Raw genomic sequence first — 14088 nt, 5'->3', positions numbered from 1 at the left:
GGGACATCATGAGCAAGAAGATCACCGTTACCGATACCGTCCTGCGCGATGCCCACCAGTCGCTGCTGGCCACACGCATGCGCACCGAAGACATGCTGCCGATCTGCGACAAGCTCGACCGCGTCGGCTACTGGTCGCTGGAAGTCTGGGGTGGCGCCACCTTCGACTCGTGCGTGCGCTTCCTCAAGGAAGACCCGTGGGAGCGCCTGCGCCAGCTCAAGGCCGCGCTGCCCAACACCCGTCTGCAGATGCTCCTGCGCGGGCAGAACCTGCTCGGCTACCGCCACTACAGCGATGACGTGGTCAAGGCCTTCGTCGCCAAGGCTGCCGTCAACGGCATCGACGTATTCCGCATCTTCGATGCGATGAACGACGTGCGAAACCTGCGCGTGGCCATCGAAGCGGTCAAGGCGGCTGGCAAGCATGCCCAGGGCACCATCGCTTACACCACCAGCCCGGTGCACACCACCGACGCCTTCGTCGCCCAGGCCAAGGCCATGCAGGCGATGGGCATCGACTCCATTGCGATCAAGGACATGGCGGGCCTGCTCACGCCGTATGCCACCTTTGCGCTGGTCAAGGCGTTGAAGAGCGAAGTCGACCTGCCGGTGTTCATCCACAGCCATGACACCGCCGGCCTCGGCGCGATGTGCCAGCTCAAGGCCATCGAAGCCGGCGCCGACCATATCGACACCGCCATCTCCAGCCTGGCCTGGGGCACCAGCCACCCGGGCACCGAATCGATGGTCGCCGCGCTCAAGGGCAGCGAGTTCGACACCGGCCTGGACCTGGAACTGATTCAGGAAATCGGCATGTACTTCCATGCCGTGCGCAAGAAGTACCACCAGTTCGAGAGCGAGTTCACCGGCGTGGATACCCGCGTGCAGGTCAACCAGGTGCCGGGCGGGATGATTTCCAACCTGGCCAACCAGCTCAAGGAACAGGGCGCGCTGAACCGCATGAACGAAGTGCTGGAAGAGATTCCGCGCGTGCGTGCCGACCTCGGCTTCCCGCCGCTGGTGACCCCGACTTCGCAGATCGTCGGCACCCAGGCGTTCTTCAACGTGCTGGCCGGCGAGCGCTACAAGACCATCACCAACGAGGTGAAGCTGTACCTGCAAGGCCGCTACGGCAAGGCGCCGGGCAAGGTCGACGAGCAACTGCGCAAGCAGGCCATCGGCAGCGAGGAAGTCATCGACGTGCGCCCGGCCGACCTGCTCAAGCCTGAGCTGGCGCGCCTGCGTGAAGAGATCGGCAGCCTGGCCAAGTCCGAAGAGGACGTACTGACCTTCGCCATGTTCCCCGATATCGGGCGCAAGTTCCTCGAAGAGCGCGCCGCTGGCACCCTCAAGCCGGAAGAGCTGCTGCCCATGCCCAATGGTCAGGGCGCGGCGGCACCGGTGGGTGGCGAAGGTGTACCGACCGAGTTCGTGGTCGACGTGCATGGCGAAAGCTACCGCGTGGACATCACCGGTGTCGGTGTCAAGGGCGACGGCAAGCGCCACTTCTACCTGTCCATCGACGGCATGCCGGAAGAAGTGGTGTTCGAACCGCTCAACGATTTCGTGGCGGGTGCTGGCGGCAAGCGCAAGCAGGCCGGTGCGCCGGGCGACGTGTCCACCACCATGCCGGGCAACATCGTCGATGTACTGGTCAAGGAAGGTGACACGGTCAAGGCCGGTCAGGCGGTACTTATCACTGAAGCAATGAAGATGGAAACCGAAGTGCAGGCGCCGATTGCCGGCAAGGTCAAGGCCGTTCACGTGGCCAAGGGCGACCGCGTCAATCCGGGCGAAGTACTGGTGGAAATCGAAGGTTAACCTCTATGGAGCCCGGCCTGTTGGATGGGCAAGTTTGACGGGGGTGTAACCCGGGCTCCTTTTTTATTCGCAGGCGTTTCGCATGAGGCGCCTCAGGGTTTGAGACCCAGGAGTCGCAAGGCTCCTTTTTTTCCTGCAGTTCTCTGGCCATGCCCCAGGTGCGCAAGCACAGCGCGGGCGATCAGCACCGCTGGCGCGGGGCATGGTCTTTTCCTTCAGCCGGCCGGAGCCTTGACTCCGGCCGGCGCGTTTCAGGTCTGTGGGAAGCGTGAGCGCGGCGTAGCCATTGGAATCTTGTCGCCATCGAGCGGCAGGAAGCTGCCCAGCTCGGCGTCGTAGGCCTTGATCTGGCTGGTTTCGATGTCATACACCCAGCCATGGATGAACAACTGACCGCGCGCCAGCTTGGCTGCCACCGATGGGTGGGTGCACAGGTGGTTGAGCTGCGCTACCACGTTCTCTTCGGTGAGCACGGCCAGGGTTTCCTTGTCGTCGCTGCAGTTGCAGTTCTCTGCCACCACGCTGCGGGCCACCTCGGCATGGCGCAACCAGGCTTTTACCGTGGGCATGGTTTCCAGCGACGCCGGGTTGAGTACGGCCTTCATCGCGCCGCAATCGGAGTGGCCGCAGACGACGATGTGTTGCACACCGAGGGCCATCACCGCGTATTCGATGGCGGTGGAAACGCCGCCCATCATCTGCCCGTAGGCTGGCACCACGTTACCGACGTTGCGGTTGACGAACAGGTCGCCAGGCGAGCTCTGGGTGATCAGTTCCGGCACCACGCGCGAGTCGGCGCAGGTGATGAACATGGCGCGTGGGTTCTGGGCGGTGGCGAGCTTCTTGAACAGCTCTTCCTGCTGCGGGAACACCTCGGTACGAAAGCGTTTGAAGCCGTCGACGATGCTGTGCAGCGCCTGTTCGGCAGTTTCGTTGCCCTCATGGGTCTGAAGCGGAATCACCTGGTGTTTGTAAGGCATGCCCTGAACCTCTTTGTTATCGAAAATACGCAGCTAAAACGACTGCCGCTGCGCTGCGCGAGTCACACCGCAAGTTTCTCCTGCGCCAGACGGTGCGACAACCGGCAGATTCTCTCAATTGAGGCACGATGTTAGCGGCCGGGCGCGCCGCCGAACGTCAGCCGCGATGGTGGCTGCGGAAGAAGTCGATCAGGCCCTGGGTGGACGCGTCCTCGGTGCCGCTGGTCGCGCTGCCGACCATGCGCGAATAGACGCCCTTGCCCAGTTCCTTGCCCAGTTCCACGCCCCACTGGTCGAAGGCGTTTATGCCCCAGATCACGCTCTGCACGAAGACCTTGTGCTCGTAGAGGGCGATCAGCGCGCCCAGGCGGCCGGGGCTGACCCGCTCCAGCACCAGGGTATTGCTCGGGCGGTTGCCGGGCACCACCTTGTGCGGCGCCAGGCGCTGCACTTCGTCTTCGCTCAGGCCCTGGGCGCGCAGCTCGGCTTCGGCCTCCGCGCGGCTCTTGCCGAGCATCAGCGCCTGGCTTTGCGACAGGCAGTTGGCGAACAGCCACTGGTGGTGGTCGGCCACCGGGTTGTAGCTGCTCACCGGGACGATGAAGTCTGCCGGGATCAGCTGCGTGCCCTGGTGCAGCAACTGGTGGTAGGCGTGCTGGCCGTTGCAGCCGACACCGCCCCAGATCACCGGCCCGCTGGCGATCTGCAGGGCGCTGCCATCCTGGCGTACGCGCTTGCCGTTGGACTCCATGTCCAGTTGCTGCAGGTGCTTGGTGATGTTTCGCAGGTAATGGTCGTACGGCAGGATGGCGTGGCTCTGCGCGCCCCAGAAATTGCCGTACCAGACGCCGAGCAGGGCCAGCAGCACCGGCATGTTGCGTTCGAACGGCGCCTGCTGGAAGTGCCGGTCCATGCGGTAGGCGCCGGTGAGCAGCTCCTTGAAGTTGGAGATACCAATGGACATGGCGATCGGCAGGCCGATGGCCGACCACAGCGAATAGCGCCCACCGACCCAGTCCCACATCGGCAGGATGTTTTCCTCGCGAATGCCGAAGGCGCACGCCGCTTCGACGTTGCTCGATACCGCCATGAAGTGCCGGTGCAGCTCGTCTTCGCTGCCACCCTGGGCCAGGTACCAGCCGCGCGCGGCCTGGGCGTTCTTCAGGGTTTCCAGGGTGCCGAAGGTTTTCGACGAGACGATGAACAGGGTGGTTTCGGCGCACAGCTTGGCGGCCAGCTCCTGGAACGAGCTGCCATCGATATTGGCCAGATAGTGGCAGCGCACGCCGCGCTGGGCGAAGGGCAGCAGCGCCTCGGAGACCAGTTGCGGGCCGAGAAAGGAGCCGCCGATGCCGATGTTGACCACGTCGGTGATCGGCTTGTCGCTATAGCCGCGCCACAGGCCATGGTGCACCCGGCCGACCAGCTCGCTCATGCGCTGCAGCGCGTGGTGTACCTCTGGCATCACGTCCACGCCGTCGACCAGCACGCGGTCGCCCAGGGGCCGGCGCAGCGCCGTGTGCAACGCCGGGCGGCGTTCCGAGGCGTTGACCTTAGCACCCTCGAACAGCGCTGCGATGGCCTGCGCCAGGCCGACGTCGCTGGCCAGGTCGACCAGCAGGCTGCGCGTGCGCTGGTCGATCAGGTTCTTCGAATAGTCGAGGAACAGGCCGCAGTCATCCAGGGAAAAACGGCTGAAACGCTGTGGGTCGTCGGCGAATGCCTGGCGCAGGCTGAAGCCGTCCAGCGCCTGACGATGTTCGCTCAGCGCCTGCCAGCTGGGCAGTTTGGTGACGTCCTGGGTGGGCGGGGTGTAAGGCATGGGGCAACCCTCTTCAGCGCGCTGCCAGGTGATGGCGATCCAGCTCATGCAGATAGGGCAGGTCAGGGCCGACCCGCGAGCAGGTCAGCGCAGCCGCCTCGATGGCCAGGCGCAGCATGTCGTTGACCTGCTCGCGGCTCAGCGTCGCCATTGCCTCGGGGGCGTCCAGATCGTGGCGGGCCAGGTAACTGAGCAGCGCGGCCTGGAAGGTATCGCCGGCGCCGACGGTGTCACGGGTGTACACCTCCACCGCCGGTGCCGACCAGTGCCCGTGGCGGCTGTGGACGCTGGCGCCCTTGCTGCCGTGGGTGAGAAACACCAGTTGGCAACGTTGGTTGAGCCAGCTTGCCGCGACCTGCTGCGGCTCGCGCTCGGGGTACAGCAGCTGCAGATCCTCTTCGCTGACCTTGATCAGATGCGCATAGCCGGCGAAGGCTTCGACCCGTTCGCGCCACAGCGCGACATCCGGCGCCGGGCCGAGGCGTACGTTGGGGTCGAGGCTGATCAGGCGTCTCTGATGTTCGCGCTGCACCAGCGCCAGCAGCGTGCTGGCCACCGGCTCCACCACCAGGGAAAAGGAGCCGACATGCACGCCACGCACCTGTGCATCCAGTGTCGGCAGGTGCTCGGCCTGCAGCAGGCGGTCGGCGCAGCCCTCGCCACGGAAGGAATACTGTGGCGAGCCGGCGGCATCCACGCCGACCATCGCCAGGGTGGTCGGCGCCTCGCTGGCGATCAGGTAGGCATCGCTCACGCCTTCGTCGTGCAGTACCTGACGCAGGCGCTGGCCGAGGTGGTCCGAGGAAATCCCGGTGAACAGCGCCGAGTTGGCGCCCATGCGGCGCAAGCCCAGCGCCACGTTGAACGGCGAGCCACCGGCGATGGCCTTGAACACCAGCTCATTGCCACGTGCGCCATCACCCTGGATGAACACGTCGAACAGCGCTTCGCCACAGACCAGGTACATGTTCCTCTCCCTAATGAATCAAGGCGTGATCACGCCGGTTTGCTATTGGCCAGCAGGCTGACCTGCTCGCGGTAGCGTTGATAGACCTGTTCGTACTGCGCCGTGCGTGCCGGGTCCGGCTGGGTTTGCGTGCCGACATCGAGGTGCACGCAACGCTCGCACAGTGCGGCCAGCTGCGCCTGGTGATCCGCTCCGGGCGTCTGGCACCAGGCCGCCTGGATCGCGGCGCCCAGCGCGGCGGCTTCGGTGTGCTGCGGGCAGACCAGCGGCGTGCCCATGATGTCGGCGATCACCTGGCGCCACACCGGGCTCTTCGCCGCGCCGCCGATCAGGCGGATGGTCTGGCTCTGCAGGCCGCTGGCGCGCAGCAGGTCGAGACCGTAGCGCAAGCCGAAGCTGGTGCCCTCGACTACCGCCCGGCACAGGTTGGCGCGGGTCAGGTTGTCGCTGTCCATGCCCAGCAGGCTGGCGCGCGAACTGGGCAGCGCCGGCACCCGCTCGCCGTTGAAGAACGGCAGCATCAGCAGGCCCTCGGCGCCGATCGGCGACTGCTCGACCAGCGCGCCGAAGGCCTGGATGTCCAGCTCCAGCAGTTGCTGGATCAGTCCGGTGGCGCTGGTCAGGTTCATGGTGCAGATCAACGGCAGCCAGCCACCGCTTGATGAGCAGAAGGTCGCCACCTGCGGGTGCGGGCTGATCATCGGCTGCTCGCTGTAGGCGTACAGCGTGCCGGAGGTGCCCAGGCTCATGGTGATCGCCCCGGGGCGGATGTTGCCGGTGCCGATGGCGCCCATCATGTTGTCGCCGCCGCCGCTGGCCACCACGGCCTGCGGGTTCAGGCCCAGTTGCCGGGCGATCTGCGGGCGGATGTGGCCCACTGGCTGGTGCGCCTCCAGCAGGTGCGGCAGCGCGCGCTGCAGGCGCCCGCTGGGGTCGATGAAATCCAGCAGCGCGCCGTCCCAGCGGCGTGTGCGCACGTCGAAATAGCCCGTGCCGGAGGCGTCGCCGTACTCGCTGCAAGCGCGCCCGGTGAGCCAGTAGTTGAGGTAGTCGTGCGGCAACAGGATATGCGCGATGCGCTCGAACAGCTCGGGGTGCTGCTCACGCGTCCACAGCAGCTTGGACACCGTGTAACCGGGGGCGATGGCCACGCCCAGGCGCTGCAGCGAACCGGCTTCGCCGCCGAGATGATCGAGCAGGCGCTGGTTCTCCGGTGTTGACTCGGTATCGCACCAGAGCTTGGCCGGGCGCAGCACTGCGCCCTGCTCGTCGAGCAGGACCAGCCCATGCTGCTGGCCGGAGACGCCGATGCCAAGAATCTGCTCGCCGCGAACGCCAGCGGCCGCCAGCGCCTGGCGTGTGGCCTGCTCGAAGGCTTCCAGCCACTGCTGCGGCTGCTGCTCGCGGCGGCCGTTGGCCGCGCTTTGCAGCGTATGGCTGGCGCTGCCGGCGCCGAGCACCTGGCCGCTGTCGGCGTCGAGTACCAGGGCCTTGGTGCCCTGGGTGCCGCAATCGATACCGAGGTACATGCTCAGAGCTCCCGCATGCGCGCGATCAGCAGCGCTTCCAGGGCGAGCTGATCGGCATGGAACTGGCGAATACCCTCGGCGAGTTTCTCCGTGGCCATGGGGTCTTCGTTCATCTGCCAGCGAAACTGCGCTTCGTCGAGCGCGCTCGGCGCTGGCTCGCGACGGCCGTCATCGGCCAGTGCCCGCTGTAGCTCCGCACTGGATTGTTCCAGTTCGGCGAGCAGGGCAGGGCTGATGGTCAGGCGGTCGCAGCCGGCCAGGGCGAGCACTTCACCGATGTTGCGAAAGCTCGCCGCCATCACCACGGTGGCGTAGTCATGCTGCTTGAAGAAGCGATAGACCTGGCGCACCGACAATACGCCGGGATCGTTCTCGGCGTCGAAGCTGGCGTCCGGGCTGTGCCGCTGGTGCCAGTCGAGAATGCGCCCGACGAAGGGCGATACCAGATAGATGCCGGCCTCGGCGCAGGCACGGGCCTGGGCCAGGTTGAAGATCAGCGTGAGGTTGCAGCGAATACCTTCGCGCTCCAGTTGCCGCGCCGCCTGGATACCTTCCCAGGTGGCGGCGATCTTCACCAGGACGCGGTCGCCGGGGATGCCCAGTTGCAGGTAGCGCTGATGCAGCGCGCGCGCCCGTGCCACGGTGGCGGCGCTATCGAAGGACAGCGCCGCCGGCACTTCGGTGGAGACCTTGCCCCGGATGGTCGCGAGAATCTCCACGCCCATGCTGACCACCAGCCGGTCGCAGGCTTCGGCGATGATCGTCGGGGTCGCGGTGGCGCTGGCCATTGCCTGGCGCAGCGCGTTGTCCACCTGCTGGCGGTATTGTCCGGCTCGCAGCGCCTTGAGGATGATCGACGGGTTGGTGGTGGCATCCTCGGGCCGGAAGCGCTCGATGGCGGCGCGGTCGCCCGTATCGGCGACCACCACGCTGTACTGCCTGAGTTGGGCGAGCAGGCTGGGCATGTGCATCTCCGGGGCTCAGGCGTGCAGCAGGTTGTGCAGGGTCTGGCTGACACCGTGCTCGCGCAGGCTGGCCAGGCAGCGTTCGAAGGCGGCGACGAACTCGGCCGAACGCCGCGGGGCGCTGCCGAAGATCGTCTCCTCGCCGAGTATCCGCGCGGTGATCTGCGCATCGTCGGCCACCAGTGCCTGGCAGTGCGCGGCACGCGGGTCGGGAATCTTGTAGCGAGCGCCGCTCTCGTCCACGCCCTTGAGGTACAGCGCCCAGGCCGCGACCACCAGCGCCACGCGATCCAGCGGCTTGCCGTCTTCGATCAGGCGATGCAGGGTCGGCACGATGAACTTGGGAAACTTCGACGAGCCGTCGGAGCAGACGCGCTCCAGCTGGTCGGCGATGGCCTGGTTGGAGAAGCGCTCGATCAGCGTGTCCTTGTAGGTGCTCAGGTCGATACCCGGCACCGGTGCCAGCTGCGGCGTGACGTCGAGGTCCATGAACGCGCGCACGTACTGGCGCAGCAGCGGGTCGTTCATGGTCTCGTGGACGAAGCGATAGCCCTTGAGAAAGCCCAGGTAGGTCAGCGCCAGGTGGCTGCCGTTGAGCAGCTTGATCTTCATCTCTTCGTAGGGCGTGACGTCGTCGGTGAACTGCACGCCGACCTCCTGCCAGGCCGGCCGGCCGCTGACGAACTTGTCTTCCAGCACCCATTGCACGAAGGGCTCGCAGACCACCGGCCAAGCGTCTTCGACGCCGTGCTGCTCAGCCAGTTGCTGGCGGTGGGCGGCGCTGGTCATCGGCGTGATGCGGTCGACCATGGCGTTGGGGAAGCTGACGTGCTGGTCGATCCAGCTGGCCAGCTCAGGGTCGGCCAGCCGGGCGAAGGCCAGCAGCGCCTTGCGCGTGACATCGCCGTTGTGCGGCAGGTTATCGCAGGACATCAGGGTGAAGGCTGGCGTGCCGGCGGCGCGACGTTTGGCCAGGGCGGCGCAGAGAAAGCCGAACACGCTTTGCGGCGACTCGGGGTGGCGCAGGTCGTGGGCGATGGCCGGCAGCTCGGCGAGAAATTCTCCCGTGCTGTCGTCGATGCAGTAGCCGCCTTCGGTGATGGTCAGCGAGACGATGCGAATCGCCGGATCGGCCAGTTTGTCGATCAGCGCCTGCGGCGACTCCTCGGCCAGCAGCATGTCGCTGATCGCGCCGATCACCCGCACGGGCAGGTTCGGTGTGTCGCCCAGTTCGACCAGGGTGTAGAGGTAATCCTGGCTGGCCAGGGCGTCGCGCATGGCGCGGTCCTCGGCGCGTACGCCGACCCCGCAGATGCCCCAGTCGAGCGCCAGGCCCTGGTTCATCAGGGCGTCGGTATAGACCGCCTGGTGGGCGCGATGAAAGCCGCCGACACCGATATGGGCGATGCCGGTGCGGATCGTGTCCGCGGAGTAGCTGGGCAGCGCGACAGCGCCGCCAAGCCGGGAAAGCTGCTGGCGATTGAGTTTCATCTGGAACATCCCGTGGTGGAGCGGCGTCAGGCGGCCTGCTGCAGTGGTTTGGCGACGGCCTGGCCATCGGCGTCGAAGAGGTGGCAGTGCGCCGGGTCGAAATCCAGCGACAGGGCCGCGCCGTAACGCGGCGCGAAGTCGCCGCGCACGCGCACCGTGAGCATCTCGCCCGAGCTGCAACGCACGTGGCAGAAGGTGTCGCTGCCCAGGCGCTCGCTGACATCGGCGCTCACCTGCAGGCGCCCGGCGCCGGCGTTGACCACGTTGAGATGCTCCGGGCGCACGCCCAGGGTCACGCTGCTGCCGACGCCGAGGCCGGCGGCGGACAATGGCAGTTGCAGCTGCGTGCCGCATTCCAGTTGCACACTGCAGCTGTCGGCCTCGACCTTGCTCAGGGTGCCGCGCAAGAAGCCCATCTTCGGCGTACCGAGAAAGCCGGCGACGAACAGGTTGGCCGGGTGGTGATACAGCTCCAGTGGCGAGCCGACCTGCTCGACGCGCCCGCCATTGAGCACCACCACCTTGTCGGCCAGGGTCATGGCTTCGACCTGGTCGTGGGTCACGTAGATCATGGTGGCCTGCAGGTCCTTGTGCAGGCGCGCCAGCTCCAGACGGGTCTGCACGCGCAGGGCGGCATCGAGGTTGGACAACGGCTCGTCGAACAGGAAGATCTTCGGGTTACGCACGATGGCGCGGCCAATGGCCACGCGCTGGCGCTGACCACCGGAGAGCTGCTTGGGCTTGCGTTCGAGCAGCGCGTCGAGTTGCAGGATGCGCGCGGCGTTGGCCACCTTGGTCTCGATCTCCTGCTTGCCCACCCGCGCCAGGTCGAGGGCGAACGACAGGTTCTTGCGCACGGTCATGTGCGGGTACAGCGCGTAGGTCTGGAACACCATGGCCAGGTCACGCTTGGCCGGCGCCATGTCGGTGATGTCCTGGCCGTCGAGCTCGATATGGCCGCTGCTGACTTCCTCGAGGCCGGCGATCAGCCGCAGCAGGGTGGACTTGCCACAGCCCGAGGGGCCGACGAAGACCACGAATTCGCGGTCGCGGATGTCCAGGTCGACGCCCTTGATGATCGCCGTGCCGTCGAAGCCTTTTTGCAGATTGCGGATCTTCAGATCAGCCATGTTGAAGGTCTCCCGTTATTTCACCGCGCCGAAGGACAGGCCGCGTACAAGTTGTTTTTGGCTGATCCAGCCGAAGATCAGGATGGGCGCGCAGGCCAGGGTCGAAACGGCGGAAAGCTTGGCCCAGAACAGGCCCTCGGGGCTGGAGTAGGAGGCCACCAGGGCGGTCAGCGGGGCGGCGGCGGAACTGGTCAGGTTGAGCGACCAGAACGCCTCGTTCCAGCACAGGATCAGCGACAGCAACATGGTCGAGGCCAGGCCGCCACGGGCGATCGGCAGCAGCACGCGGACGATCTCCTGCCAGGTGGTGGCGCCGTCCAGACGCGCCGCTTCGAGGATGTCCACGGGGATGTCCTTGAAGTAGGTGTAAACCATCCACACGATGATCGGCAGGTTGATCAGGGTGTAGATGATGATCAGCGCCAGGCGCGAATCGAGCAGGCCGAACTGCTTGGCCAGCAGATAGATCGGCACCAGCACGCCGACCGGCGGCAGCATCTTGGTCGACAGCATCCACAGCAGCGTGGCCTTGGTGCGCTTGGTCTCGAAGAAGGCCATGGAGTAGGCCGCCGGCACCGCCAGGAGCATGCACAGCAGCGTCGCGGAGACGGAGATCAGCACCGAGTTCCAGGCGAAGGCGAAGTAGTCGCTGCGCTCGTTGATGTGCAGGTAGTTCTCCAGGGTCGGGGTGAAGATGAACTGCGGCGGCGTGGCGAAGGCGTCGATCTCGGTTTTCAGGCTGGTCAGCACCATCCAGAAAATCGGGAAGAAGATCAGCGCGGCGATGGCCCAGGCCAGGGCACCGACCAGCACGCTTTGCAGGCGACGGGATTGCTTGAGGGTCAGCATGCTTCGCTCCTACTGCCGGTCGGTCAGGTTCTTGCCGATCATGCGGATCAGCACGATGGCGGCGATGTTGGCGATGACCACCGCGATCAGCCCGCCCGCAGACGCCATGCCGACGTCGAACTGCAGCAGGGCCTGGTTGTAGATCAGGTAGGCGAGGTTGGTCGACTCGTAGCCGGGGCCACCACTGGTGGTGGTGTAGATCTCGGCGAACACCGAGAGCAGGAAGATGGTCTCGATCATCACCACCACCGCAATCGGCCGCGCCAGGTGCGGCAGGGTCAGGTGCCAGAAAATGGCGATGGGGCCGGCGCCGTCGAGGCGCGCGGCTTCCTTCTGCTCCTGATCCAGCGACTGCATGGCGGTCATCAGGATCAGGATGGCGAACGGCAGCCACTGCCAGGACACGATCATGATGATCGAGAACAGCGGATAGTGCGCCAGCCAGTCCACCGGCTGGGCGCCGAAGAATTGCCAGATGGCGGCGAGAATCCCCGATACCGGGTGGAAGATCAGGTTCTTCCACAGCAGCGCGCTGACCGTGGGCATGATGAAGAACGGCGAGATCAGCAGCACCCGCACGATGCCGCGGCCGAAGAACTCGCTGGCCTCCAGCAGGGCGGAGATCAGCACGCCGAGCACCACGCTGATCAGCAGCACGCTGCCCACCAGCAGCACGGTATTGCCCGCGCCGGAGAGGAAGGCGGCATCGGTGACGAAGTACTCGAAGTTCTCCAGGCCGACGAAATCGTTCTCGCCGGGATACAGCAGGTTGTAGCGGATCAGCGAGAAATAGACGGTCATGCCCAGCGGCACGATCATCCAGATCAGCAGCAGAAGCACCGACGGGCTGACCAGGAACCAGCCGGGCGCCAGACGCCGTGGCTTGCGCCCGCCAAGCGTGCTGACCTGCGTTGCGGGTGAGTCGATGGCCGGAGAGTTCATCATGCCTCCGAGGGCGGTGTCGTGGTGACAGAGACGCGGTGTGTAGGCGTAGGGTGAACAGCGCTCTTTTTGTCCGCCTATGGCGACATCGAGCGGTGGACAAGCTTCGCGTTGTCCACCCTGCAGATGGCTACTTCGGATACCCGGCGCGTTTCATTTCCCGTGCGGTGCTCTGCTGCGCAGCCTGCAGGGCTTGCTCCGGCTGCATCTGCCCGGTCAGCGCGGCGGCGAACAGCTTGCCGACACTGGTGCCGATGGCCTGGAACTCGGGAATGGTCACCAGTTGGATTCCCACGTAGGGCACGGGCTTGGCGCTGGGGTTGGCCGGATCGGCCTTCTTCAGCGAATCCAGGGTGACCTTGGCGAACGGCGCGGCCTGCATGTAGGCATCGCTGTAGGTCGAGTTACGAGTGCCTGGCGGCACGTTGGCCACGCCATCGGTGTCGGCCACCAGCTTGGCGTAGGCCTGCGAGGTGGCCCAGGCGCTGAAGGTCTTGGCGGCGTCCTTGGACTTGGAACTGGTGGGAATCGCCAGCGCCCAGGAATACAGCCAGGAGGCGCCCTTGTCGGTGACCTGGGTCGGCGCGAAGGTGAAGCCCACTGCGTCGGCGACCTTGCTCTGGGACTTGTCGGTAACGAACGAGCCGGCCACGCTGGCATCGACCCACAGCGCGCACTTGCCGCTGTTGAACAGCGCCAGGTTCTCGTTGAAGCCGTTGCTGGAGGCGCCGGGCGGGCCGTACTTGTTCATGTTGTCGACGTAGAAGTTCAGCGCGTTCTTCCACTCGCTGCCGGTGAATTCCGGTTGCCACTGTTCGTCGAACCAGCGCGCACCGTAGGCATTGGCCAGGGTGGTGATCAGCGCCATGTTCTCGCCCCAGCCGGCCTTGCCGCGCAGGCACAGGCCGTAGACGCCCTTGTCCGGCTGATGCAGCTTGCTGGCGAATTCGGCCATCTGCTCCCAGGTCGGTTGTTCGGGCATCGTCAGGCCGGCCTGCTCGAACAGGTCCTTGCGGTAATAGGTGATCGAGGCTTCGGCATAGAACGGCAGGGCGTACAGCGTGCCCTTGGCGGACAGGCCTTCGCGTACCGAGGGGAAGACGTCGTCGAGGTCGTAGTCGGCGGGCAGGTCGGTCATCGGCTCCAGCCAGCCTTTCTCGCCCCACAGCGCTGCTTCGTACATGCCGATGGTGAGCACGTCGAACTGGCCGCCCTGGGTGGCGATATCGGTGGTCAGGCGCTGGCGCAGCACGTTCTCCTCGAGCACCACCCACTTGAGTTTGATGTCCGGGTTCTGCTGTTCGAAGGTTTTCGACAGCCGCTGCATGCGGATCATGTCGCTGTTGTTGACCGTGGCGATGGTCAGGGTTTCGGCTCCCTGGGCGACTACGGTGAGGGACAGGCAAGAGGCTGCAACGAGTGCTTTGATCGAGTTGTTCATGCTTGTGAACTCCTCTCCCGCGCCGGCACGGCTACGGAAGAACGTTATTGTTTTTGTTTCGCTCGGGCCGGATTACACCCCCGCAGGCCCGCGCGGACAAATCCTTGAGTGCACAGTGATCGATACTTTTTTGCACTGTCAGGGCAAATGAA

11 protein-coding genes are annotated in these 14088 nt (G+C 65.6%); 1 reads left to right on the top strand and 10 read right to left on the bottom strand.

Annotated elements, in window-relative coordinates; genetic code table 11:
* The first annotated feature begins 8 nt into the window (after positions 1 to 8).
* A complete protein-coding gene (gene oadA, locus PCLY_RS07585; RefSeq protein WP_061238688.1) occupies positions 9 to 1820 on the top strand; it encodes a sodium-extruding oxaloacetate decarboxylase subunit alpha in 1812 nt (603 codons plus the stop codon).
* 251 nt (positions 1821 to 2071) lie between these two features.
* On the opposite strand, the gene PCLY_RS07580 is transcribed toward oadA, so the two are convergent.
* The 10 genes from PCLY_RS07580 to PCLY_RS07535 form a co-directional block, all read right to left on the bottom strand.
* Positions 2072 to 2800 (bottom strand): carbonic anhydrase, encoded by a 729-nt coding sequence (locus PCLY_RS07580; protein ID WP_061238687.1) that lies wholly within the window; start codon positions 2798 to 2800, stop codon positions 2072 to 2074.
* A 157-nt stretch (positions 2801 to 2957) separates the two neighbouring features.
* Positions 2958 to 4622: a glucose-6-phosphate isomerase gene (pgi, locus tag PCLY_RS07575; RefSeq protein ID WP_061238988.1), complete on the bottom strand. Its 1665-nt coding sequence runs from the start codon at positions 4620 to 4622 to the stop codon at positions 2958 to 2960.
* Positions 4623 to 4635: 13 nt separating this feature from the next.
* Positions 4636 to 5589, bottom strand: coding sequence for a carbohydrate kinase family protein (locus PCLY_RS07570; RefSeq protein WP_061238686.1), 954 nt, complete (start codon positions 5587 to 5589; stop codon positions 4636 to 4638).
* A gap of 29 nt (positions 5590 to 5618) precedes the next feature.
* Complete coding sequence (gene xylB / locus PCLY_RS07565) at positions 5619 to 7118, bottom strand: xylulokinase (protein ID WP_061238685.1); 1500 nt, start codon at positions 7116 to 7118, stop codon at positions 5619 to 5621.
* Between the two features lie 2 nt (positions 7119 to 7120).
* Entirely contained in the window at positions 7121 to 8083 is a 963-nt protein-coding gene (gene tal / locus PCLY_RS07560) for a transaldolase (protein ID WP_061238684.1), read from the bottom strand.
* Between the two features lie 15 nt (positions 8084 to 8098).
* On the bottom strand, positions 8099 to 9574 hold the full coding sequence (locus PCLY_RS07555) for a mannitol dehydrogenase family protein (RefSeq protein WP_061238683.1): 1476 nt from the start codon (positions 9572 to 9574) through the stop codon (positions 8099 to 8101).
* A 26-nt stretch (positions 9575 to 9600) separates the two neighbouring features.
* Positions 9601 to 10704 carry an ABC transporter ATP-binding protein gene (locus PCLY_RS07550; RefSeq protein ID WP_061238682.1) on the bottom strand — a complete coding sequence of 368 codons (1104 nt, stop codon included), beginning with the start codon at positions 10702 to 10704 and terminating at the stop codon, positions 9601 to 9603.
* A gap of 15 nt (positions 10705 to 10719) precedes the next feature.
* A complete protein-coding gene (locus tag PCLY_RS07545) occupies positions 10720 to 11553 on the bottom strand; it encodes a carbohydrate ABC transporter permease (RefSeq protein ID WP_061238681.1) in 834 nt (277 codons plus the stop codon).
* Between the two features lie 9 nt (positions 11554 to 11562).
* A complete protein-coding gene (locus tag PCLY_RS07540; RefSeq protein WP_061238680.1) occupies positions 11563 to 12495 on the bottom strand; it encodes a carbohydrate ABC transporter permease in 933 nt (310 codons plus the stop codon).
* A gap of 130 nt (positions 12496 to 12625) precedes the next feature.
* On the bottom strand, positions 12626 to 13936 hold the full coding sequence (locus tag PCLY_RS07535) for an ABC transporter substrate-binding protein (protein ID WP_061238679.1): 1311 nt from the start codon (positions 13934 to 13936) through the stop codon (positions 12626 to 12628).
* Positions 13937 to 14088: the final 152 nt, after the last annotated feature.

It is taken from the genome of Ectopseudomonas composti, from assembly GCF_001567565.1.
Taxonomy (GTDB): Bacteria; Pseudomonadota; Gammaproteobacteria; order Pseudomonadales; family Pseudomonadaceae; genus Aquipseudomonas; species Aquipseudomonas composti_A.
The sequence above is the reverse complement of the archived record's forward strand: the minus strand, read 5'-3'. Positions and strand labels throughout refer to the sequence as shown.

What these genes read in the sequence shown, in the direction of transcription:
- oadA (WP_061238688.1), top strand. Translation starts at nt 9, where the DNA reads ATGAGCAAGAAGATCACCGTTACCGATACCGTCCTGCGCGATGCCCAC.
- PCLY_RS07580 (WP_061238687.1), bottom strand. Translation starts at nt 2,800, where the DNA reads ATGCCTTACAAACACCAGGTGATTCCGCTTCAGACCCATGAGGGCAAC.
- pgi (WP_061238988.1), bottom strand. Translation starts at nt 4,622, where the DNA reads ATGCCTTACACCCCGCCCACCCAGGACGTCACCAAACTGCCCAGCTGG.
- PCLY_RS07570 (WP_061238686.1), bottom strand. Translation starts at nt 5,589, where the DNA reads ATGTACCTGGTCTGTGGCGAAGCGCTGTTCGACGTGTTCATCCAGGGT.
- xylB (WP_061238685.1), bottom strand. Translation starts at nt 7,118, where the DNA reads ATGTACCTCGGTATCGATTGCGGCACCCAGGGCACCAAGGCCCTGGTA.
- tal (WP_061238684.1), bottom strand. Translation starts at nt 8,083, where the DNA reads ATGCCCAGCCTGCTCGCCCAACTCAGGCAGTACAGCGTGGTGGTCGCC.
- PCLY_RS07555 (WP_061238683.1), bottom strand. Translation starts at nt 9,574, where the DNA reads ATGAAACTCAATCGCCAGCAGCTTTCCCGGCTTGGCGGCGCTGTCGCG.
- PCLY_RS07550 (WP_061238682.1), bottom strand. Translation starts at nt 10,704, where the DNA reads ATGGCTGATCTGAAGATCCGCAATCTGCAAAAAGGCTTCGACGGCACG.
- PCLY_RS07545 (WP_061238681.1), bottom strand. Translation starts at nt 11,553, where the DNA reads ATGCTGACCCTCAAGCAATCCCGTCGCCTGCAAAGCGTGCTGGTCGGT.
- PCLY_RS07540 (WP_061238680.1), bottom strand. Translation starts at nt 12,495, where the DNA reads ATGAACTCTCCGGCCATCGACTCACCCGCAACGCAGGTCAGCACGCTT.
- PCLY_RS07535 (WP_061238679.1), bottom strand. Translation starts at nt 13,936, where the DNA reads ATGAACAACTCGATCAAAGCACTCGTTGCAGCCTCTTGCCTGTCCCTC.